The sequence below is a fragment of the Desertibaculum subflavum genome (assembly GCA_003576705.1).
Lineage (GTDB): Bacteria > Pseudomonadota > Alphaproteobacteria > Ferrovibrionales > Ferrovibrionaceae > Desertibaculum > Desertibaculum subflavum.
In genome coordinates, this window is record QOZS01000039.1 from 15,747 (window position 1) to 36,871 (window position 21,125).

Genomic DNA, 21,125 nt, shown 5'->3' on the forward strand with positions numbered 1-21,125 from the left:
AATGACGCCGGCGGCCCGCATCGCCGCCGCGATCGAACTCCTGGAGGCGATCGAGGCGGAAGGCGGCATGCGCGCGGCCGATCGCTGCGTGCAGGGCTATTTCCGCGCCCGCCGCTATGCCGGCTCCAAGGACCGCAACGACATCACCGAGCGCGTCTACGCCGTGCTGCGCCGCCGCGCCGAGCTGGACTGGTGGCTGGCGCGGCACGACGTGAAGCCGAGCGCCCGCCATCGCGTGGCAGCCGCCTTGGCGCGGCTCGAACATCGGCCGGTCGCCGAGATCATTCCCTTGTTCGGTGAGGGTGCCCATGCGGCGGCGGCGCTGGACGCCTCCGAGACGGCCATGATCGACGCCCTGGCGAGCGCCGACCCCGCCAACGTGCCGGCCTGGGTGCAGGGCAACTATCCGCCCTGGCTGGAAGGCGAGCTGAAGCGTCGCTTCGGCGACGACCTGGCGTCGGAAATGGCGGCACTGCTCGAACGCGCGCCGGTCGATCTCCGCGTCAACCTGCTGAAAGGCACGCGCGAGCAGGCGCTCGAAGCGCTGAAGGTGCTGCGCCTCGAAGCGGCGCCGACGCCGCTCTCGCCGCTCGGTATCCGGCTCGGCGAGCGCGCCAAGATCGACGACAAGGCGATCCACCAATCCGGCCTGGTCGAGCCGCAGGACGAGGGCTCGCAGCTGGTCGCCCTGCTCACCGCGGCCGAGCCGAAGATGCAAGTGGTCGATTTCTGCGCCGGCGCCGGCGGCAAGGCCCTGGCGCTGGCCGCCGCCATGCGCAATCGCGGCCAGATCTATGCCTGCGACAGCGAAGCGTCGCGGCTCGCGCGCATCAACCCGCGGGCGCAACGCGCCGGCGCCCGCAATATCCAGACGCACCGCCTGACCGACGCGGCCGACGATCCTTTCCTCGCCGCGATGGCAGGCAAGGCCGACCGCGTGCTGGTCGATGCCCCCTGCACCGGCATCGGGGCCTGGCGGCGCAATCCGGAAGCACGCTGGCGGCTGACGCCGGAGCGGCTCACCGAACTGACGGCGCTGCAGGACAGCCTGCTCGACCGCGCCGCCGGCCTGGTCAAGCCCGGCGGCCGGCTGATCTACGCGACCTGCTCGCTGCTGCCGTCGGAGGGCGAGGACCGCATCGAGGCCTTCCTCGCCCGCCATGCCGATTTCCGTGCCTTGCCGGTCGGCGAGATCTGGCCATCGGCGGCGAGCGGCACCTGCCCGGCCACAGGGCCGTGGCTGGCGCTGACGCCGCGCCGGAATAGTACGGACGGTTTCTTCGTTGCTATCCTGGAACGGTCACCCGGCCGTGATGATCCGGGGCACGGCCCGACCGTATAGATGGGGCCCCACGGGGCCGGTGCTGCGAGAAGGAACTTGACCATGTCCGCGCGAAACAAGCTTGCCATCGCCCTGATGCTCGGCGCCGCGACGCTGGCGGCCGCGCCGGCGGCCATCTCGACGGCCTGGGCCATGGGCAGCTCCAACCCGGCGCCCGCCGCCGCGCCGGCCGATCCCGACTACGCGGCCGGCCGCGCCGCGATCGAGAAAAAGGACTGGCCCGCCGCGATCGACAGCCTGAAGAAGGTGGTGGCGCGCGACGGCAAGAATGCCGACGCCTTCAACTATCTCGGCTATGCCCAGCGCAATGCGGGCGACCTCGACAACGCGCTGGTCGCCTATGCCAAGGCGCTGGAGATCGATCCCAAGCACCGCGGCGCGCACGAATATATGGGCGAGGCCTATCTGATGCAGAAGAACCTGCCCAAGGCCGAGGAGCTGCTGGCCCGGCTCGACAAGATCTGCACCTTCGGCTGCGCCGAGTATCGCGAACTGAAGGCCAAGGTGGCCGAGTACAAGAAGCAGCATTCCGGCTGAGGCGGGCGGTGACGGCCGCCGGCGACCTGAAGGATCTGGAGCGCCGCGACTGGGCGGCGCGCAGCGGCGCGTGGGACAAGTGGTCCGACGCGCTGGCCAAGCTCGCCGAACGGATGAACGCGCCACTGGTCGAGGCGGCCGCGCTCAGCCCGGGCCTCCGCGTGCTCGACCTCGCCTCCGGCGCCGGCGAGCCGGCGCTGCAGATCGCCCGCGCGGTCGGTCCCTCGGGCCGGGTCGTCGCGACCGATCTGGTGGAGGACATGCTCTCAGGCGCCAGGCGCCGTGCCGCCGCCATCCAACTCAATCAGGTGGAGTTCCAGGCCGCCGACATGGAGGCGCTGCCTTTCCCCGATGCGGGCTTCGACCGCGTCACCTGCCGCTTCGGCATCATGTTCGCGCCGGACACGCGGCGCGCCCTGTCCGAAGCGCATCGCGTGCTGAAGCCGGGCGGCCGCGCCGTCTACCTGGTCTGGAGCGAGATCCAGCGCAACACCATGTTCCAGGTGATCGATGCCGCGGTGCGCAAGCAGCTCGGCTCATCGCCGCTCGACCGCGAGACCAGCCCGTTCCGCTTCGCCGACGGCACCCTGCCCGGGCGCATGACCGCCGCCGGCTTCGCCCAGGTGAGCGAGCGGGTGATCGGCTGGTCGCCCGAGATCGAGTCCGGCCAGCCGTTCTGGCGGCCACAACTCGACATGATCTTCGGCGACCGCCTGGCCGATCTCGATGCCGCTTCGCGCACCGCGCTGGACCAGCGGGTGCAGCAGGGCTTCGCCCGTTACCTCAAAGGCAGCCGCTATTTCCTCACCGCGGAGACGCGGCTGATCGTCGGTACCAAGCCAGGCTGAGAGCGTCTTTCCGTCCGCGCGTCCCCTCCCCTATGCTCGCCGCAAAGCACTGGAGGAAGCGCGATGGCGAAGCGGTGGGTGAAGCGGCCCGAGGGATCGACCTGGGGTGATTTCGGCGAGGACGACCAGCTCGGGCGGCTCAACCTCCTGACCCCGGAGAAGGTGCTGCAGGGCATCGCGGAAGTGAAGGTCGGCAAGACCTTCTGCCTCTCGCTGCCGCTCGACCTGCCGGGCGGCAATATCCTGAACCCGCGCCGCTTCCCGCCGATGTTCTACGCCACCGGCCCGATCGCCGAGCCGCGCTACAACTATCCGGTCAGCCGCGTCGACCCGAACGCGCCCGACATCGTCAGCGACGACCGCGTGCTGATGACGCTGCAATATTCCTCGCAATGGGACACGCTCGCCCATGTCGGTGCCATGTTCGATGCCGACGGCGACGGCAAGCCGGAGGCGCTCTACTACAACGGCTGGCGCGCCGGCATCGACGTGATCGGCCCGGTCGACTACCACGGCAACCAGCCCTATCCGGACAAGATCGGGGCCCGCAAGCTCGGCGTCGAGAACATGGCCGAGAAGGTAATCCAGGGCCGCGGCGTGCTGGTCGACCTCTACCGCGTCAGCGGGCCGAAGCGCAGCATCGTCGGTTACGACCTGCTGATGCGGGCGATCGACGACCAGAAGGTGGTCGTCGAGAAGGGCGACATGCTGCTGCTGCATACCGGATTCGGCCAGTTCCTGATGGACGGCAAGGGCAAGGCCGATCCGAAGATCATGGTCGACGGCTATGCCCAGCTCGACGGCCGCGACACCCGGCTGCAGGACTGGATCACCTCGTCGCAGATCGCCTCGCTGATCGCCGACAATTACGGCGTCGAGGCGGTGCCGCCCTCGCCGCCCACAAAGGAGAGCCCGTCCAACCTGCCGCTGCACCATCACTGCATCTTCAAGCTCGGCATCAATCTCGGCGAGCTCTGGTACCTGACCGAGCTCGCCGACTGGCTGAAGGCGAACAACCGCTCGCGCTTCCTGCTCACCGCGCCGCCGCTCCGCCTGCCCGGCGCGGTCGGCTCGCCGCCCTCGCCGGTGGCGACGGTCTAGTGCGATGACGGTCAGCATCGCTGTCTACAGCGACTACAAGAGCCCCTACGCCTATCTGGCCAAGGACCCGGCCTACGAGCTGGAGCGCGATTTCGACGTCCGGCTCGACTGGCGGCCCTTTGTGCTGGATATCCCGGCCTATCTCGGCAGCGCCGAGGTCGGCGCCGCGGGCGAGGTGCTGCGCGAGAGCCGCAACGCGCATCAATGGCGGCGCGTGCGCTACAGCTATATGGATGTGAGGCGCGCCGCCAACCGGCGCGGCCTCACCATCCTCGGCACCCGCAAGATCTTCGATTCGACCATCGCCGCGATCGGCATGCTCTATGCCCAAAGAGCGGGCACGTTCCGGCGCTATCACGACATCACCTTCGAGCGCTTCTGGCGTCGCGAGCTGGACATTGAGAGCCCGGAGGTGGTCGGCGCGGTGCTGGCGGAATCCGGCGCCGACATCGCCGGCTGGCCAGCCTTCCTCGCCGGCGAGGGCCATGCCGAGCGCCAGCGCCTGCAGCGCGAGGCCGAGGAATCCGGCGTGTTCGGCGTGCCGAGCCTCGTGATCGACGGCGAGCTCTATTGGGGCCGCGAGCACCTGGCCAATATCCGCGAGATGCTGACCGCCGCCGGGCACGCTAAAAGGACGGGATGAGCATCCTGTACCTGTCGCCGGGGCGCGACCCGGAACCCTGGCTCGCCGCCTTCGCCCGCGCCATGCCGACCGAGAAGATCGTGGTCTGGCCCGACGTGCCGGACCCCGCCGCCATCGATATCGCTTTGGTCTGGAAGCAGCCCAAGGGTGAGCTCCAGCGCTATCCGAACCTCCGGCTGATCTCCTCCTTCGGCGCCGGCGTCGAGCACCTAGTCACCGATCCGGAGATCCCGGCGCATATCCCGATGGTGCGCATCGTCGAGGACCGGCTGACCATCGGCATGGCGGAGTTCGTGGCGCTGCACGTGCTGCGCCGGCACCGCTGGCTCGACGAGATCGAGGCGAACCAGAAAGCAAAGATCTGGAAGTGGCTGCCGCCGCGCGACACGCCGAGCACCACCGTCGGCATCCTCGGCCTCGGCGCGCTTGGGCTCGCAGCGGCCCAGGTGATCCGCGCGCTCGGCTTCAAGGTGGCGGGCTGGAGCCGCACGCCGAAGCAGGCTGAGGGCATCGAATGCTTCCACGGCCAGGGCCAGCTCAAGGCTTTCCTCGGCCGCTGCGCCCATGTCGCCTGCCTGCTGCCGGTGACGCCCGAGACCCGCGGCCTGCTGAACCGTGAAGCATTCGCCGCGATGCCGCGCGGCAGCCACATCATCAACGCCGCGCGCGGCCCGATCGTGGTCGATGCCGACTTGCTGGCGGCGCTCGACAGCGGCCATCTCGAATGGGCGACCTTGGACGTGTTCCACGAGGAGCCGCTACCAGTCACGCATCCCTACTGGACGCATCCCCGCGTCACCGTCACGCCGCACAACGCGGCGGATTCGCTGCCCGACTACGTGGTGCCGACCATGGTCGAGAACATCAAACGGGTGCGCAGCGGCCGGCCGCTGCTCAACCTCGTCGACCGCGCGCGCGGCTACTGACATGACGCCGGCCCGCGTCCTCGCCGCCGCCCGCGATCTGGCGCCCACCATCGCCGCGCGCGCGGCCGAGGTGGAGGCCGCGCGCCGCCTCCCCGCCGATCTCGCGCGCCAGATGGCCGAGGCTGGCATCTTCCGCCTCGTCATCCCGCGCGCGCTCGGCGGCATCGAGGCGCCGCCCAACGAATATTTCGACATCGTCCGCCTGCTCGCCCAGGCCGACGGCTCGGTCGGCTGGTGCGCCATGATCGGCGCCACTTCGGGCCTGCCCGCCGCCTATCTGCCCAAGGCGGAGGCGGCCGAGGTCTACGGCGATCCGCTCACCATCACCGGCGGCGTCTACGCGCCCACGGCGAAGGCAGTGCTCAAGGGCGACAGCTACCACCTCGCCGGAAAATGGAAATGGGCCAGCGGCTCGCAGAACTGCCGCTGGCTGATGGGCGGCGCCGTGGTGCTGCAGGACGGCCAGCCGGTGCTCGGCGCCAACGGCGCGCCGGAGACGCGCATGCTGTTCTTCCCCGCCGGCGAGGCGACATTGCACGACACCTGGTACGCCGCCGGCCTCGCCGGCACCGGCAGCCTCGATGTCGAGGCGCGCGATGTCGTCGTGCCGGTCGCGCGCTCGGTCGCGCTGTCCAGCGACAAGCCGGTACGCGGCGGCCCGCTCTATGCCTTCCCGGTCTTCGGCCTGCTCGCGCTCAGCATCGGCGCGGTCGGCCTGGGGCTTGCCCGCGGCGCGCTCGACGATGTGCGCGAGCTGTCCGGCGTGCGCGTGCCGATGGGCAGCCGCCGCCCGATGGCCGAGCGCGCCACCGTCCAGGCCGCCTATGCCGAGGCCGAAGCGCTCTACCGCGCGGCCGCGGCCTTCTTCGAGAATGCGGTGGCGCGTGCTTACGCCGCGGCGAGCAATGGCGGCGCGCTCGACACGGCTTTGCGCGCGGAACTGCGTCTCGCCGCGACGCACGCCACCCGCACCGGCGCCAAGGTGACGCAGATCTGCTGGGACCTCGCCGGCGGCAGCGCCGTGTTCCGCGACGGCACCCTGCAGCGCCGCTTCCGCGACGCCCATGTCGCGACGCAACACATGATGATCGCCCCGGCCACCTACGAGCTCACCGGCCGCGCGCTCCTCGGCCTGCCGACCGACACGACGACGCTTTGACGATCAGAGCGCCGCGGCCCAGGCGTCCTTGATCGCTTCCGCCAAGTCGTTGAGGAACACCGAGCCCTTGACCGTGCGCTGCACCAGCACGTTGCGGCGGTCGGTCTCGTCGCGGCGGCGACGGATCAGCTCGCCGCGCTCGAGTGCGCTGAGGGCGCGGGTGATCACCGGCTTGGCGACGCCGAGCTCGGCCGCGAGCCCGCGCACCGTGTGCGGCCCGCCGCCGCTATAGACGGTGAGCAGCACGGCGAGCTGGCGCGCCGTCAGGTCGCCGCGCGAGCGGCGCACCGTCGCCTCCATGGCGGCGCGGAAGAACCCGATTACGGCGAGCGGCCCCCTCTCCGCCATCGCCTTTCACCCCCTGTTCGGTCTATCCCCCGTAGCGCTTGACCAGCAGCGCGTGCAGGCAGCGCAAAGCCGTCGCCTCGCCGCCGACCGGCCGGCCCGGCCGCTTGTCGGCGTTCCAGGCATAGAGATCGAGATGCGCCCAGGCCTTCGCCTTGCCGACGAACTCGTTCAGGAACACTGCCGCCGTGACGGCGCCGGCGAAGCCGCCGCGGCTGACGTTGTTGATGTCGGCGATCGGGCTCTCGAGCATCTTGCGATAGGGCTTGTGCAGCGGCATGCGCCAGAGCGGGTCGTCCACTTCGTTGCCGAGGCGCGCGAGATCGGCGGCCAGCGTATCGTCGTCGGTGAATAAAGCCGGCAGGTCGGCGCCGAGCGCCACACGTGCGGCACCGGTGAGCGTCGCCGCGTCGATCAGCAGTTCCGGCGCCTCGCTATCGGCCTCGGCCAGCGCGTCGGACAGGATCAGCCGACCTTCGGCATCGGTATTGCCGATCTCGACGGTGATGCCCTTGCGCGACTTGAAGATGTCGCCGGGCCGGAAGGCGCTGCCCGAGATCGCGTTCTCCACCGCCGGGATCAGCAGACGCAGCCGCACCTTCAGCCCCGCCTGCATGATGGCGCCGGCGAGCGCCAGCAGGATGGCGGCGCCGCCCATATCCTTCTTCATCATCAGCATGCCGTCGGCCGGCTTGATGTCGAGGCCGCCCGAATCGAAGCACACGCCCTTGCCCACCAAGGTCACCTTGGGATGCGAAGGATCGCCCCAGGTGAAATCGATCAGCCGCGGCTCGCGCGCCGCCGCGCGGCCGACCGCGTGGATCATCGGATAGTTCTGGTCGAGCAGCGCCTGCCCGACCACGGTGGAGAACTTGGCGCCGAACTCTTCCGCCACGCCCTGGGCGGCGGCGGCGAGCTCGGCCGGGCCCATCGCCTCGGTGGGCGTCGAGATCAGGTCGCGGGCGAAGGCGATCCAGCGGGCCAGTCGGGTCACGCCGGCACGGTCGGCGGATTTGGGCCAGACCAGATCCGGCTTCGGCTTCTCGTCCGGCTTGCGGAAGCGGTCGAAGCGATAGCTGCCCAGCGCCCAGCCGAGCGCCAAGCGGCTGGCCAGCTCGCCCTCGGGCTCCGCCGCGAGGCGGTAGGTCGCGGGCGGCAGGTCGGCTGCGGCGCCGGCCAAGGTCCAGGTATCCGGCGCCTTCGCCGTGCCCAGCACCACCGCCGCCACCGTGCCACCGGAACCGGGCACCAGGCTTACGCTGCCCGCCTCGGCGCGGAACGCCGTCGCGTCCAGCCAGCGCGCCGTCTCGGCCGGCTGACCGGCCTTGAAGGCGTCGAGCCCTTCCTTCGGCACGAGGTGGATCGGCACGGCAGAACTGGATGGGTCGACGAGACGCAGCTTCACGGGCGGTACTCCGGATCGGGCACCGGCCAGCATGGCGAAGCCATACCCGCTTGAGAAGGGTGGCCGAGTTTGGCATGGCTGCGGTCCCGCAGAAGGAATCGAGAGATGTCCGCCCTCACCCTCGTCATCGGCAACAAGAACTACTCGTCCTGGTCGCTTCGGCCCTGGATCGCGCTGAAGCAGACCGGCGCCGCCTTCCGCGAGATCCGCATACCCTTGCGCCAGCCCGATACCCGCGCGCGCATCCTGGAGCACGCGCCGGGCGGCAAGGTGCCGATCCTGAAGGACGGTGGACTCACCGTATGGGAATCGCTTGCCATCCTCGACTACCTGGCGGAGAAGTTCCCGGCCGCCGGGCTGTGGCCGACCGATGCCGCCGCCCGGGCCGAGGCGCGGTCCATAGCTGCCGAGATGCATGCAGGCTTCGTGGCGCTGCGCCAGCAGCTGCCGATGGACATCCGCAGCCGCAAGCCGCTCAAGGCCGACGAAGCCGCACAAGCCGATATCGCCCGCATCCTCGAAATGTGGCGCGGCGCCCGGGCGCGGCATGGCAAGGGCGGCCCGTTCCTGTTCGGCACCTTCACCGCCGCGGATGCCATGTACGCGCCCGTCGCGACGCGGTTCCGCACCTATGGCGTGGCGCTGGACCCGGTGACGGCCGGCTATGTCGACGCCGTCTTCGCGCTGCCGGCGATGCAGGAATGGGTGGCGGCCGCAACGGCCGAAGCGGAAGTGATCGACTACTGAGTGGGGGCGGCCGCCAGCCGGCCGAGCTCGCGGTAATAGCGCTCGGCGCCGGGATGCAGCGGCGTCGCGACGCCGGCCAGGGCGGTTTCGATCTTGATCAGCCGCGCCTTCGGGTGGCCGCCGTCGAGCAGGTGGCGGCTGCGGGGATTCCACAGCGCCTTGGTCACCCAGTAGATCAGGCTCTCCTCGGCTTCCGCCGGGACGATCCATTGCGCGCCGATGCTGAGCGTCTCCACCGTGTCGATGCCGGCATAGGTCCCGCCGGGAATCGAATCGCGGGCAAAGAAGCGGTGCCGCTTCAGCACGCGCACCGATTCCGCCCCGGCGATCGGCAGGATGTCGATCAGGTTCGACCGGGCCAGCTCCTCGATGATCGGCGCCGGATAGCCAGCGATCAGGAAGAAGGCATCGAGCTGGTCCTGCTCCATCATGTCCGCTGCCGCCGCCGGGTCCACTTCCAGCAGCTTCAGCTGGCGCGGCTGGATGCCGTGCACGTCGAGAATCAGTTCGGCATTGGACCGCGTGCCGGAACCCGGCGTGTCGAGCGAGACACGCCGGCCGATCAGGTCGCGGAACTTTTTGATGCCGGCGGATTTGCGCACCACCAGGTGCAGGCTCTCAGGATAGAGATTGGTGATCACGCGCAGGTTGCGCAGCGGGCGCTGGCGGAACGCCCCCTGCCCGTTCACCGCCGCATAGACGATGTCGGCTTGTGCCAGGGCGGAATCGGCAAGCAGGGCCGACACTGCGCTGACATTGGCGATCGATCCCTCGGTCGAGATCGCCACGGCGATCAGCCCGGGTACGCCGCAGCTGCCGCCGGTGCGGCAATCGCGAGAGCCGGGCGGATTGGAGATCACCGAGGCGAGCGCCGCGCCGACCGGAAAGTAGGTGCCCACAGGGCTGCCGGTGGCAATGCGGAAATAGCGCAGCTGCTGCCCGCTCGCGGGAGCCGCGAAGGCGGCGCCGGCCAGCGCACCGGCCGCGCAGGTGAGGAAAGTTCGGCGATCCATGCACCAATCATGCGCCACCACGGGGCGGGGTTGAAAGGGTCTCGTTACGATCTCCGCCCTAACCTGCCCTCTGCCGGCCCCAGCAGGCCCGGGGCGGAGTTCGAGTGAATTCGATGAAACTTGCATCCATTCGCCGCCACGGTAGCAGCGGGCCGACCGGTTCGGTCGTCCCGCCGATGCCCGGCGACGATCCCTATCGCCACCTTGCGCGCAGCCTGTTCGACGGCGCCGAGGATGCGCTGCTGCTGCTCGATCCCGCCGCCAAGGTGCTGGCTGCCAACGCAGCCTGGACGGAACTGACCGGCCATGCCCGCGCGCGGCTGATCGAACGCAGCATCTATGCACTCGCCGAATCGCACGAGCCGGACGGATTGGTCGACTGGCTCGCCGGCAGCTTCCCGAGCCTTACCGCGACGGTCGAGACGCGGGTCGTGTTCCGCCACCGCGGCGGCTTTCGCCTCGATATCGCGCTCCGGATCGAGCCGGTGCTCGACAGCGCGAAGCGACCGGTGCTGTGGCTGGTGCGGCTGAAGCCGGTCCGGTCGGAAGGCGGCTATCGCGCCGGGCGCCGCTCCGCGACGGCCAGCCGGCGCGGCGAATAGATCACCTTGCCGGCGACGATCGCCAGCGCGAGGCCGAGCGTGACCACGTTGGCGATCACGATCGGCCACTGGTCCAGCATCCAGCCATAGGCAACCCACAGCACGATGCCGACCACGAGGCAAACGAAGGTCGGCCAGGACAGGTCACCTGCGGAGCGGGTCCGGTACACTTTCACGGCCTGCGGAATGTAGGCGACGGTGGTCAGCGTGCCCGCGACGCTGCCGACCAGCTCGGCGTCGAGAATCATGGCGCCAGGATCCCATGCAGGGCGTTAACGGTCCGCTCCAGCTCGCCGGGCGGATAGGCCGCGGCCGGCCCGCTGCCCCAGACCGGGCCGGGCCAGGCGGCGTCATTCTTCCGCCGCGCCACCACATGGACATGCAGCTGCGCCACGATATTGCCGAGCGCGCCGATATTCAGCTTGTCGCAGGGCGCGACCCGGCGCAGCGCCGCCGACACCTGCGCCATTTCTTCCATCAAGGCCTGCCGGTCGGCCGCCGCCAGATCGGCGATCTCGACGGCACCGGCAATGCGCGGAACCAGGATCGCCCAAAGGAACCGGCTGTCGCGCATCAGGCGGACCGTGGAAAGCGTGAGCTCGCAGACAGGCACCGTATCGGCGGCAAGCCGCGGATCGAGGGCAAAGGCAGGCGACGACAAGGGATAGACTCCAGGGATGCATTCATCATAGCGCTGATTGTGACGCGCGCGTGCCCGTGCTTTGATCCGCGCCACCTGCCGCCGAAATAAATAGTTCTGGAGGAACCCCGATGGATCTCGCGTTCAAGCCCGAAGAGCTCGCCTTCCGTGACGAGGTGCGCGCCTTCATCCGGGACAAGTACCCGCAGGAGATCCGCGCGCGCGCCAGAAAGGGCTGGTCCTACCTGCCCAAGGAAGACCATATCCGCTGGCAGAAGCTGCTCTACGACAGGGGCTGGATCGCGCCGCACTGGCCGAAGGAATATGGCGGCACCGGCTGGACCGCGCGGCAGAAATTCATCTTCGAAGAGGAATGCATGGCGGCGGGCTGCCCGCGCCTCATTCCCTTCGGCCTCACCATGGTCGGCCCGGTGATCTATACCTTCGGCTCGCAGGCGCAGAAGGACCGCTTCCTGCCGCCGATCCTCCGCTCCGACGAGTGGTGGTGCCAGGGCTACTCGGAGCCGGGCTCCGGCTCCGACCTTGCCAGTCTGCAGACCAAGGCGGTGAAGGAAGGCAACCAGTACCGCGTCAACGGGTCGAAGATCTGGACCTCCGGCGCCCACAAGGCCGACTGGATGTTCTGCCTGGTCCGCACCAAGGCGGATGTGAAAGCACAGGAAGGCATCTCCTTCCTGCTGATCGACATGAAGTCGCCCGGCATCAGCGTGAAGCCAATCGTCAGCATCGACGAGGGCCACTACCTGAACCAGGTCTTCATCGACGATGTGATGGTGCCGGTCGAGAACCTGGTCGGCGAGGAGAACAAGGGCTGGACCTACGCCAAGTTCCTGCTCGGCTACGAGCGCACAGGCATCGCCGGCGTCGGCCGCTCCAAGATGCGGCTCGAGATGCTGAAGGGCATCGCCCGGGCCGAGCATATGGATGGCACGCCGCTGATCCAGGATCCGGGCTTCCAGACCCGCCTGGCCCAGATCGAGAGCGACCTGATGGCGCTGGAGATTACCAACCTGCGCGTCATGGCATCCAGCGGCGCCGGCGGTGGCAGCCTCGCCTCGCTATTGAAGATCCGGGGCACCGAGATCGAGCAGTCGATCAACCAGACCCTGGTCGATGCGCTCGGCAATTACGGCGTGCCCTACGACGTCAACTTCCCGCGCGCCGAGAGCAACGAGCCGCCGGCCGGCCCGGACTACGCGATCGGGCTCGCGGCGGAGAACCTGCTCAAGCGCGCCGCCTCGATCTATGGCGGCACGAACGAGATCCAGCGCAACATCATCGCCAAGATGGTGCTGGCGCTGTGACCAACCGCTCCAAGTCGTGATCGGCGGGGGGCCGGGTGCGGCTTGACGCCGCGCCCGGGCCGGCCGCAATCTGAGCCTCTGCGACCGACCGATCTCTGCCGCGTGCCGGCGATGATCCGGAAGGATCTGGGCGGACCGAAGTCCGTGTGACCCGGGTCGGATGCGCAGCTCCCGATATCCACCGGCAATCAGGCGGCACGCGCCGGCGAGGCCGTTGCGCGCGTCGATCAAGGGGAGAGGCTCCGATGAGGCTCACCAGACGAGAAGCTCTGCTCGGCGGCGCGGCGTCGGTCGCCGCTTCGTCGCTGCCGTTCGCCGCGGGCGCGGCGATCTTCGATCCGAAGCCCGGCGCCTGGCGCAGCTTCGAGGTCACCACCCGGATCGAGATCCTGAAGCCCGAAGGCGCGACACGCGCCTGGGTCCCGCTGCCCTCCTTCGAGGACGCGGCCTGGATGCGTCCCGGCGACAGCACCTGGAGCGGCAATGCCGGGAAGGCGGCCAAGCAGGTCGATCCGGTCTACGGCGCCGGCATGGTGGTAGCGGAATGGCCCGCCGGCACCGCGGCACCGAAGCTCGAAGTCGTCTCGCGCATCTCGACGCGCGATCGCGCGGTCGACCTTTCCAAGCCCGGCCAGGTCGCGCCGTTGTCTGCGGCGGAGCGGGCGCTGTACACCAAGGCGACCGACCTCTTGCCGACCGATGGCATCGTCAAGGCGACCGCCGACAAAATCACCGCCGGCCAGCGCACCGATCTCGCCAAGGCGCAGGCGATCTACGACTGGGTGGTCGACAACACCTTCCGCAACCCGAAGACCCGCGGCTGCGGCCTGGGCGACATCGCCAGCATGCTGAAGACCGCCGATCTGAGCGGCAAATGCGCCGATCTCAACGCGCTGTTCGTCGGCCTCGCCCGTGCGGCAGGCTTGGCCGCGCGCGATATCTACGGGCTCCGCGTTGCGCCGTCGAAGTTTGGCTACAAGAGCCTCGGCGCCGGCAGCGAAGTGGTCACCAAGGCGCAGCATTGCCGCGCCGAGGTGTTCGTCGACGGCTTCGGCTGGGTGCCGGCCGATCCGGCCGATGTGCGCAAGGTCGTGCTGGAGGAGCCGCCGGGCAAGCTCGCGCTCGACGATCCGAAGGTGGCGGCGGCACGCAGGACTCTGTTCGGCGCCTGGGAGACCAACTGGCTCGCCTACAACGTCGCGCACGACGTGAAGCTGCCGGGCTCGAAGGCCGGGCCGGTCGGCTTCCTGATGTACCCGCAGGCGGAAACGGCGGCCGGCCTGCTCGACTGCCTCGACCCCGACGCGATGAAGTACACGATCACCGCGCGCGAGGTTACGGCGTAAGCAGCGGCCGCAGGCGGTCGGCGATCTCGCCGATCTCGGCGGTGATCGCGGCCGCCTCGCGGGCGCGCAAGGTCACGATCAGCCGGTCGACGCCGAGACCTCGGTACCGCTCGGCGGTCGCCAAGTCGATCGGCTGGCGGCCCGGCGGCGTGACCGAGATCTCGAGCGGTGTCGTTCGGTTCGCCTTCGCCACCGCGGCCTTCAGGGCGGCGACATGCCGCGCCGTGGTATCGACGTCGAGGTTGAAGCCGTACCAGCCATCCGCCGCCGCAGCGCGCCGGAAGGCCGCTTCCGTCGCGCCGCCGACCACGATCGGCGGATGCGGCCGCTGCACCGGGCGCGGCTGCGCGTCGATACCGGCGAAGCGCGCGAAGCGGCCCTCGAAGGCGGGCTTTCCTTCCGTCCACAGCGCCCGGATCGCCGCGAGATATTCATCGGTGCGGGCGCCGCGTTCGTGGAACGGCACGCCGATGGCGTCGAATTCCGGCTTCAGATAGCCGACGCCGACGCCGAAGATCAGCCGGCCGCGGGACAGCACATCGAGCGTGGTCAGCTCCTTGGCCAGCACCAGCGGGTTGCGCTGCGGCAGGATGATGATGCCGGTGGCGAGCTTGACGCGGCTGGTCGCTGCCGCGAGATGCGCCAGCGCCACCACCGGATCGAGCGTCGGGTGCTGCGGCTGCAGCGGGCTTTCCGGCGTGCGCGGATCCGGCAGCACGACATGCTCGCCGGCCCAGATCGAATCGTAGCCGGCCGCCTCCGCCGCCCGCGCCGCCGCGACGAAGAGATCGGGATCGGCCATCGCGCCCATGTTGAGGCCGTAGAGTCCGAGCTTCATGACTGCCGCCTCCTGCGCTTCAGTCGACGATGAAGAGCTTGGTCTGCACCTTGGTGCGCGAGCGGTGCGCCATGCTGCCGTCGCCGACCTGATAGGTCATGCCGGGCTTCAAGGTGGTCACGCGGCCATCCGCCAGCTCGGTCTCCAGCTCGCCTTCCAGGCACAGGATGATATGGCCCTTCTCGCACCAATGATCGGCGAGATAGCCGGCGGTGTATTCAACGAAGCGCACGCGGATATCGCCGAACTGCCGGGTGCGCCAATAGGCAGTGCCGGTCTCGCCGGCATGGGTTGTGCGCGGCACATCGGACCAGTCCGAGGTGCTGAATGAGAAATTGGACATCTGCATCGGCCGCCTCGCAGAAACGCGACTTGCCGGCGCGCATCGCCGACGCTTTCCTTGGTAGCATTCCTGCGCCAATTTTGGCGCATCAAAAGGTCATGCGAACATGCCGCGCATCCTTTCCGCCTGCCTTGTCGCCTTGTTCGTCCTGCCCGGCTTCGTCCTGCCGGGCGCCGCCCGCGCCGACGAGGCGGCGGCCTGGGCGGCGCTCCGCATGGGGGGCCATGTCGCGCTGATGCGCCATGCCGACGCCCCGGGCTATGCCGATCCGCCGGGCTTCAAGCTCGGCGATTGCGCGACCCAGCGCAATCTGAGCGAGCGGGGTCGGGCCGATGCGCGCGCGGTGGGCGACCGACTCAAGCGCGCGGGCATCGCTTTCGGTAGCCTGCTCACCTCGCCCTGGTGCCGCTGCGTCGACACCGCCCGGCTGCTAGGGCTCGGGACGGCGAAGCTGGCGCCGACCTTCGGCAACATTGTCATCCTGCGCGACCAGGTCGAGGTGCTGACCCAGGGCGGCCGCGCCGTGATCGGCAGCTGGGAGGGGCCGAGCAACCTCCTGGTCGTCACCCACGGCGCCAATATCGCCGCGCTGACCGGCGGCGCCAACCCGACTTCCGGCGAGATTGTGGTCGTGGCCGGCAGTGCCGGCGGCAAGGTGCGTGAGGTCGGCCGCATCCCACTGCCGAATTCATGAGCGTCGTCTCCCGCCGCGCCGCCCTGCGGACGCTGGCTGCCGGCGGCGTCGCCGCCGCTTGGCCGATGGCGGCGCTGGCGGCGCCGCTGGCCCGCCCGATCCCCTCGACCGGCGAGATGATCCCCGCCATCGGGCTCGGCAGCTGGATCACCTTCAATGTCGGCGACGACCCGCCGGCGCGCGCCGCCTGCGCCGAAGTGATGCGCGCCTTCTTCGCGGGCGGCGGCCGCATGATCGACTCATCGCCGATGTACGGCTCCTCGCAATCGGTAATCGGCGAAGGCCTCGCGCGCATCGGCCGCGCCGGCGACGTTTTCGCGACCGACAAGGTGTGGGTCTCCGGCGCCGGCCGCGGCCCGGCACAGATCGAGCGCTCGCGCGAGCTCTGGGGCGTCGACCGCTTCGACCTGATGCAGGTGCACAACCTGCTCTCCTGGGAAGGCCATCTGGCCACGCTGTTCGAGATGAAGGCGGCGGGCCGGCTCCGCCATGTCGGCATCACCACCTCGGAGGGCCGCCGCCACGACGAGATCGAGCGCGTCATGCGCAGCCATCCGATCGATTTCGTGCAGATCACCTACAACGTGCTCGACCGCGAGGTGGAGCGCCGCATCCTGCCGCTGGCGCAGGAGCGCGGCATCGCCGTGATCGTCAACCGACCGTTCCGCGAGGGCGCGCTGCTGCGCGAGATCGGAGCGCGGGCGCTGCCTGCCTTCGCGGCGGAGATCGGCGCCGCAAGCTGGGCCCAGTTCGTGCTGAAGTTCATCCTCGCGCATCCGGCCGTCACCTGTGCCATCCCGGCCACCACACGGGTCGACCACGTGCGCGAGAACCTCGCCGCCGCCGCCGGCCCGCTGCCCAGCGCGGCGCTGCGCCGGCGCATGGCGGACCATGTGCAAGCGCTCTGACCGCGGCCGTCGCGCATGTCCGAGTGGTGGACCTATTCGCTCGCCGACTTCCTGATGTTCTCGCCGCGCACCTATTGGCGTCTGTTCGAGCTGTACAACCGCGACATCTGGCCGGCGCAGCTCCCCGCACTCGCCGCCGGCGCCGCGCTGCCCCTGCTCGCGCGGCGGCGCGGCGCCGCGGCGCAACGATTCCTCGCGCTGCTGCTCGCCGCGGCCTGGGCCTGGCCCGCCTGGGGCTTCCTGTTCGCGCGCTACGACACGATCAACTGGGCCGGCCGCTACTTCGCTCTCGGCTTCGCGGTCGAAGCGCTGCTGATCGCGGTGCTCGGCGCGGCGGCCGGGCGGCTGCGGATCGGTCCGTTCGACGGCGCCGCCGGCCGCACCGGCCTTGCGCTCTTCCTCGCGGCGCTGTTGTTCTATCCGCTGCTTGCCGGCATTTCCGGCCGCGTCTGGGCCGGGGCCGAGATCTTCGGCCTCGCCCCCGACCCGACCGCGATCGGCACGCTCGGCCTGCTGCTCGCCGCCCGCGGGCACAGCGCCCGGGTGTTGTCCGTCATCCCGCTCGTCTGGTGCCTCGTCACCGGCGCGGCGCTGTGGACGATGAATGCCTGGCAGACTCTCCTGCCCCTCGCGGCGGTTCTGTTAATCGTTGTCCTCCCCGCAGCCCGACATTGCTACAAAAAGAACATTACAATGTAAGTACCCTGTGGTATATGCGAGAGCAGCGATTGCGGCGCTCCCCCTCCCCCTCTGCGCCGCGGGTCGTTGTGGGCGCCTCGCCGGCCGCGGGGCGCCCATTTATTTCGGCCTTGTTGCCATTTCTGCCATTTCTGCAGACCTGCCCCGACCACGCGGCGTACTCGCTTCAGCTTCTGTTAGGAGCGAGGCCGATAAGACCGCTCTACCCAAAGGATCTAGTGGTAGTGGAGTGTTGTGGTCATGTCCGTTTTTGCTGCATTCGGTAACATTTCGCGTCGCTTCAACGATCTTCGTGTCCGTACCAAGCTCTTTATCGGTTTCGGCAGCGTCAGCCTTACTCTCGTCGCCCTGGCGGGCGTCTCCTGGTGGGGCGTCTCCACCTCGGAAACGGCGACCCAGGCCATGGCCTACCAGGCGCGCATCGCCGATCTGGTCGGCCGCGCCAACACCGCCTTCAGCGACAGCATGACCGCCGCGCGCGGCTATCTCGCCAAGCCGAACGCGCAGGACATCGACAACTTCAACATGATGGTCGATGTCTTCGTCGCCGACATGGACGAGACGCGCAGCATCCTGCGCACCGACGAGCACAAGAAGTTCGCCGATGACCTGCTGAAGGGCGCCGACGCCTATCGCAACGGCTTCATGAAGCTGACCGAGGCAGTGGCCGAGCGCAGCAAGGTGCAGACCGAGGAGTTGAGCAAGCCCGGCATCGAGCTGACCAAGACCATGGCCGAACTGAAGCAGCGCATGGCGACCGAAGGCACGGCGGAACAGCTCCTGCTGCTCGCCCGCGCCAACGAGGAGATGCTGAACGGCCGCCTTCTGCTCAGCCGCTATCTGATCAGCTTCAGCAAGGACGACGCCGACAAGGCGCCGGTCCATCTGAACAACGCCTCGGCCGAGCTCGACAAGCTCGTCACCGACATGCCGAAGACGGAAGAGCTGCGCAAGGCCGCGCTCGACCTGAACACGAAGTACAAGGCCGGCATCATCAAGGTGACCGAGCTGATCGAGCAGCGCGACCGGCTGGCCGGCGAGAGCCTGGACGGCGTCGGCGCGCAGATCAACGAAGGCATCGCCCGCGCCCGCGGTCTCGCCGCCACGGCGCAGCGCGAGCTGCTGAAGCAATCGGCTGCGGCCGCCGCGCTCACCCGCACGCTGGTGATCGGCACCGCGGTGACCGCGCTGGTCTTCGCTGGCCTCGCCGCCTGGCTGCTTTCCGGCGCGATCAGCCGCCAGCTGCGCTCGCTCGGCCACGCCATGGCAGGCCTTGCCCAGCGCGACTGGTCGATCGAGGTGCCCTCGCTCGGTCAGAAGGACGAGGTGGGCGAGATGGCCCGCGCCGTGCAGGTGTTCAAGGAAAACGGCATGGAGAACGAGCGCCTGCAGGTCGAGGCGGAAGAGAGCCGCCAGCGCGAGGAAGCGGCCAAGCGCGACCAGGAGGAGCGTGAGCGCCAGTCGGCCGAAGATTCCCGCCGCGCCGAGGAGCGTCGCCGCCGCGAGAAGGAAGAGGCCGAGCGCCGCGCCGCCGAGGAGAAGCGCGAGGCCGAGGCACGGATGAAGGCCGAGGCCGAGACCAAGCGCCGCGAGGAAATGCAGTCGCTCGCCGACGGCTTCGAGCGTGCCGTGGGCGCCGTCGTCACCACCGTCGCCGCCGCGGCGGAGGAGATGCAGAAGCTGGCCGGCAGCATGGTCGGCGCCGTCGACCAGACGACCAGCCGCGCGTCGAACGTCGCCGCCGCCTCCGAACAGGCTTCCGCCAACGTGCAGACGGTGGCCGCCGCTTCGGAGGAGCTCGCCGCCTCGGTGCAGGAGATCAGCCGCCAGGTGCAGGATTCGACCCGCATCGCCGGTGATGCCGTGACCCAGGCGCAGGACACCAACCGCCAGGTCGAGGGCCTGACCGTCGCCGCGCAGAAGATCGGCGAGGTGGTCAGTCTGATCAACGACATCGCCAGCCAAACGAATCTGCTGGCGCTGAACGCGACCATCGAGGCCGCCCGCGCCGGCGAGGCCGGCAAGGGCTTCGCAGTGGTCGCCTCCGAGGTGAAGACGCTGGCGCAGCAGACTGCCAAGGCGACCAGCGAGATCGGCGGCCAGATCGCCGCCATCCAGGGCTCGGTCGGCGAGGCGGTGGGCTCGATCCGCTCGATCGCCGACACCATCGACCGGGTCAACCAGATCGCCACCACCATCGCCGCCGCGGTGGAGGAACAGGGCGCCTCGACCCAGGAGATCGCCCGCAACGTGCAGCAGGCCGCCACCGGCACCCGCGACGTCACCGCCAACATCACCGGCGTGTCGCAGGTGGCGCAGGAGACCCGCGGTGCGGCCGAGCAGGTGCTGTCGGCCTCCGGCGACCTCGCCAAGCAGGCCGACGTGCTGCGCGGCGAAGTCACCCGCTTCGTCGAACGCGTCCGCGCGGCGTAGCTCCCGGGCCTCCTCTCACCGCCAAGGACGCAAAGAGCGCCAAGGCCCGCCAAGGAACATGAGGAAAACTCTTCGCGTTCCTTGGCGCCCTTGGCGTGCTTCGCGGTAAAGCTGGAAGCGGGTCAGCTGTTCGGGCCACGCTCCATGGAATAGGGCTGCCAGCGGCGGAGCTCGGTCTTCGCCAGCACCGATGGGTTGACGCAGCTGCGCGGCCAGCGCCCGGTCAGCACAGCGGCGAGCTCCATCCCCACGCGGCGCCGGCGCGCCGGATCGAACCGGGTCGAGGCCGAGGCCACGTGCGCGGTCAGGATCACGTTGTCCATCTTGAGCAGCGGATTGTTCGGATCCGGCGGCTCCTTGGCCAGCACGTCGAGCGCGGCGCCGGCGATCCAGCCCTCCTGCAGCGCCTTGATCAGCGCCGCCTCGTCCACCGTCGGTCCCCGCCCCGTATTGATGAAATGCGCGGTCTTCTTCATGCGGCGGAAATGCTGTTCCTTCAGCATGCCCTGCGCATCCGGTGTCGCCGGCGCGTGCATGGAGACGAAGTCGGATTGCGACAGCACCTCGTCGAGCGAGGCCGCCTCGACGCCGAGCTCGCTCATGACCAGCTCCTCGACATAGGGGTCGTAGGCCAGCATGCGCACGCCGAAGGCGCGCAGCCGCTTCGCCGTGGCCCGTGCCACGCGGCCGAACGAGATGAAGCCCACCGTCTGGCCCATGAAGCGCGGCAGCTTGAGCAGCATCGGCCGGCCCTCGCTCCAGCGCTGGTTGCGCACCAGACCGTCCTGCACCACGAGATGGCGCCAGCTCGCCAGCATCAAGGTGACGGCGTGCTCCGCCACCTCCTCGATGAAGGTGTCGGGCACGTTGGTGACCGGGATGCCCTTGGCGGTCGCTGCCGCCACGTCCACGTAATCCACGCCGACGCTGCCGCAGGCGATCACCTTGCAGCGCTCCAGCCCGTCGATCATCCGCTTGGTGATCTGGCGGCCCTTGGCATAGAGCGCATCGGCGTCGTTCGCCGCGGAGATGAACTCGTTCTCGGAGCCGGCCGGGATCTCGACGATCTCGGCGTCGATCAGCTCCAGCGCCTCCATCTCCAGCCCATAGCCGCCGCCCGCCACCGAAAAGCTCACGCCGGCCGGCGTCACCACCTTGAACTTGGCCACGCGTCTCCTCCCCTTCCATAATCCCTTGGTCCGACAAGCAAGAACGCTGTAGGTCGGATTGT

Annotated in this window: 23 protein-coding genes; 15 read left to right on the forward strand and 8 right to left on the reverse strand. The window is 69.3% G+C overall.

The genetic code is table 11. The annotated features are described in order from the left end of the window. Window position 1: 1 nt before the first annotated feature. The 7 genes from DT074_RS19140 to DT074_RS19170 all read left to right on the forward strand — a co-directional run bounded on the left by DT074_RS19140 (window position 2) and on the right by DT074_RS19170 (window position 6,556). Window positions 2-1,342: an RsmB/NOP family class I SAM-dependent RNA methyltransferase gene (locus tag DT074_RS19140; RefSeq protein ID WP_119421470.1), complete on the forward strand. Its 1,341-nt coding sequence runs from the start codon at window positions 2-4 to the stop codon at window positions 1,340-1,342. A gap of 42 nt (window positions 1,343-1,384) precedes the next feature. Then, a complete protein-coding gene (locus tag DT074_RS19145) occupies window positions 1,385-1,879 on the forward strand; it encodes a tetratricopeptide repeat protein (RefSeq protein ID WP_162915019.1) in 495 nt (164 codons plus the stop codon). An 8-nt stretch (window positions 1,880-1,887) separates the two neighbouring features. Beyond that, window positions 1,888-2,727, forward strand: a complete 840-nt coding sequence (locus tag DT074_RS19150) for a class I SAM-dependent methyltransferase (RefSeq protein WP_368744773.1) — start codon at window positions 1,888-1,890, stop codon at window positions 2,725-2,727. Between the two features lie 63 nt (window positions 2,728-2,790). After that, a complete protein-coding gene (locus DT074_RS19155) occupies window positions 2,791-3,828 on the forward strand; it encodes a cyclase family protein (RefSeq protein WP_119421472.1) in 1,038 nt (345 codons plus the stop codon). A 4-nt stretch (window positions 3,829-3,832) separates the two neighbouring features. Next, the gene (locus tag DT074_RS19160; RefSeq protein ID WP_119421473.1) at window positions 3,833-4,471 is read left to right on the forward strand and encodes a DsbA family protein; all 639 of its coding nucleotides are present in this window, start codon (window positions 3,833-3,835) and stop codon (window positions 4,469-4,471) included. Next, complete coding sequence (locus DT074_RS19165) at window positions 4,468-5,397, forward strand: 2-hydroxyacid dehydrogenase (RefSeq protein WP_119421474.1); 930 nt, start codon at window positions 4,468-4,470, stop codon at window positions 5,395-5,397. Before DT074_RS19160 ends, DT074_RS19165 begins: the two co-directional genes overlap by 4 nt. Before the next feature lies 1 nt (window position 5,398). Next, window positions 5,399-6,556, forward strand: coding sequence for an acyl-CoA dehydrogenase family protein (locus DT074_RS19170; protein ID WP_119421475.1), 1,158 nt, complete (start codon window positions 5,399-5,401; stop codon window positions 6,554-6,556). Window positions 6,557-6,559: 3 nt separating this feature from the next. Here the strand turns inward: DT074_RS19170 and DT074_RS19175 are convergent, their stop codons facing one another. Continuing rightward, window positions 6,560-6,904 carry a MarR family transcriptional regulator gene (locus DT074_RS19175; protein ID WP_119421476.1) on the reverse strand — a complete coding sequence of 115 codons (345 nt, stop codon included), beginning with the start codon at window positions 6,902-6,904 and terminating at the stop codon, window positions 6,560-6,562. A 22-nt stretch (window positions 6,905-6,926) separates the two neighbouring features. Further along, window positions 6,927-8,306 carry a leucyl aminopeptidase family protein gene (locus DT074_RS19180; protein ID WP_368744774.1) on the reverse strand — a complete coding sequence of 460 codons (1,380 nt, stop codon included), beginning with the start codon at window positions 8,304-8,306 and terminating at the stop codon, window positions 6,927-6,929. A 105-nt stretch (window positions 8,307-8,411) separates the two neighbouring features. Between DT074_RS19180 and DT074_RS19185 the strand changes: the two genes are divergently transcribed. Beyond that, window positions 8,412-9,053, forward strand: coding sequence for a glutathione S-transferase family protein (locus tag DT074_RS19185; RefSeq protein WP_119421478.1), 642 nt, complete (start codon window positions 8,412-8,414; stop codon window positions 9,051-9,053). On the opposite strand, the gene DT074_RS19190 is transcribed toward DT074_RS19185, so the two are convergent. Beyond that, window positions 9,047-10,066 carry a TAXI family TRAP transporter solute-binding subunit gene (locus tag DT074_RS19190; RefSeq protein WP_119421479.1) on the reverse strand — a complete coding sequence of 340 codons (1,020 nt, stop codon included), beginning with the start codon at window positions 10,064-10,066 and terminating at the stop codon, window positions 9,047-9,049. The two genes, DT074_RS19185 and DT074_RS19190, sit on opposite strands and share 7 nt — an antisense overlap. Window positions 10,067-10,179: 113 nt before the next feature. On the opposite strand from DT074_RS19190, the gene DT074_RS19195 reads away from it, so the two are divergent. Further along, a complete protein-coding gene (locus DT074_RS19195) occupies window positions 10,180-10,668 on the forward strand; it encodes a PAS domain-containing protein (RefSeq protein WP_119421480.1) in 489 nt (162 codons plus the stop codon). Here DT074_RS19195 and DT074_RS19200 read toward each other — a convergent pair. Together DT074_RS19200 and DT074_RS19205 are read right to left on the reverse strand one after the other, a co-directional pair. Further along, on the reverse strand, window positions 10,620-10,916 hold the full coding sequence (locus DT074_RS19200) for a SemiSWEET family sugar transporter (protein WP_119421481.1): 297 nt from the start codon (window positions 10,914-10,916) through the stop codon (window positions 10,620-10,622). The genes DT074_RS19195 and DT074_RS19200 overlap by 49 nt on opposite strands. After that, window positions 10,913-11,329: an HIT family protein gene (locus DT074_RS19205; RefSeq protein WP_119421482.1), complete on the reverse strand. Its 417-nt coding sequence runs from the start codon at window positions 11,327-11,329 to the stop codon at window positions 10,913-10,915. The genes DT074_RS19200 and DT074_RS19205 overlap by 4 nt, the downstream gene beginning before the upstream one ends. Before the next feature lie 110 nt (window positions 11,330-11,439). Here DT074_RS19205 and DT074_RS19210 point away from each other — a divergent pair, with 110 nt between their 5' ends. Beyond that, window positions 11,440-12,633, forward strand: a complete 1,194-nt coding sequence (locus DT074_RS19210; protein ID WP_119421483.1) for an acyl-CoA dehydrogenase family protein — start codon at window positions 11,440-11,442, stop codon at window positions 12,631-12,633. A 245-nt stretch (window positions 12,634-12,878) separates the two neighbouring features. Further along, window positions 12,879-13,979 (forward strand): transglutaminase-like domain-containing protein, encoded by a 1,101-nt coding sequence (locus tag DT074_RS19215; protein ID WP_119421484.1) that lies wholly within the window; start codon window positions 12,879-12,881, stop codon window positions 13,977-13,979. On the opposite strand, the gene DT074_RS19220 is transcribed toward DT074_RS19215, so the two are convergent. Next, entirely contained in the window at window positions 13,969-14,817 is an 849-nt protein-coding gene (locus DT074_RS19220) for a TIGR03619 family F420-dependent LLM class oxidoreductase (RefSeq protein WP_119421485.1), read from the reverse strand. The genes DT074_RS19215 and DT074_RS19220 overlap by 11 nt on opposite strands. A gap of 19 nt (window positions 14,818-14,836) precedes the next feature. Continuing rightward, window positions 14,837-15,166, reverse strand: coding sequence for a DHCW motif cupin fold protein (locus DT074_RS19225; RefSeq protein ID WP_119421486.1), 330 nt, complete (start codon window positions 15,164-15,166; stop codon window positions 14,837-14,839). 100 nt (window positions 15,167-15,266) lie between these two features. Between DT074_RS19225 and DT074_RS19230 the strand changes: the two genes are divergently transcribed. From DT074_RS19230 to DT074_RS19245, 4 genes are all read left to right on the forward strand, one after another. Continuing rightward, window positions 15,267-15,854: a histidine phosphatase family protein gene (locus DT074_RS19230; RefSeq protein WP_119421487.1), complete on the forward strand. Its 588-nt coding sequence runs from the start codon at window positions 15,267-15,269 to the stop codon at window positions 15,852-15,854. Next, the gene (locus DT074_RS19235) at window positions 15,851-16,762 is read left to right on the forward strand and encodes an aldo/keto reductase (RefSeq protein ID WP_368744775.1); all 912 of its coding nucleotides are present in this window, start codon (window positions 15,851-15,853) and stop codon (window positions 16,760-16,762) included. The genes DT074_RS19230 and DT074_RS19235 overlap by 4 nt, the downstream gene beginning before the upstream one ends. Before the next feature lie 15 nt (window positions 16,763-16,777). Next, window positions 16,778-17,461: a DUF6064 family protein gene (locus DT074_RS19240; protein ID WP_119421488.1), complete on the forward strand. Its 684-nt coding sequence runs from the start codon at window positions 16,778-16,780 to the stop codon at window positions 17,459-17,461. 240 nt (window positions 17,462-17,701) lie between these two features. Further along, window positions 17,702-19,894 (forward strand): methyl-accepting chemotaxis protein, encoded by a 2,193-nt coding sequence (locus DT074_RS19245; protein ID WP_119421489.1) that lies wholly within the window; start codon window positions 17,702-17,704, stop codon window positions 19,892-19,894. A gap of 122 nt (window positions 19,895-20,016) precedes the next feature. Here the strand turns inward: DT074_RS19245 and DT074_RS19250 are convergent, their stop codons facing one another. Then, complete coding sequence (locus DT074_RS19250) at window positions 20,017-21,063, reverse strand: C-terminal binding protein (protein ID WP_119421490.1); 1,047 nt, start codon at window positions 21,061-21,063, stop codon at window positions 20,017-20,019. Window positions 21,064-21,125: the final 62 nt, after the last annotated feature.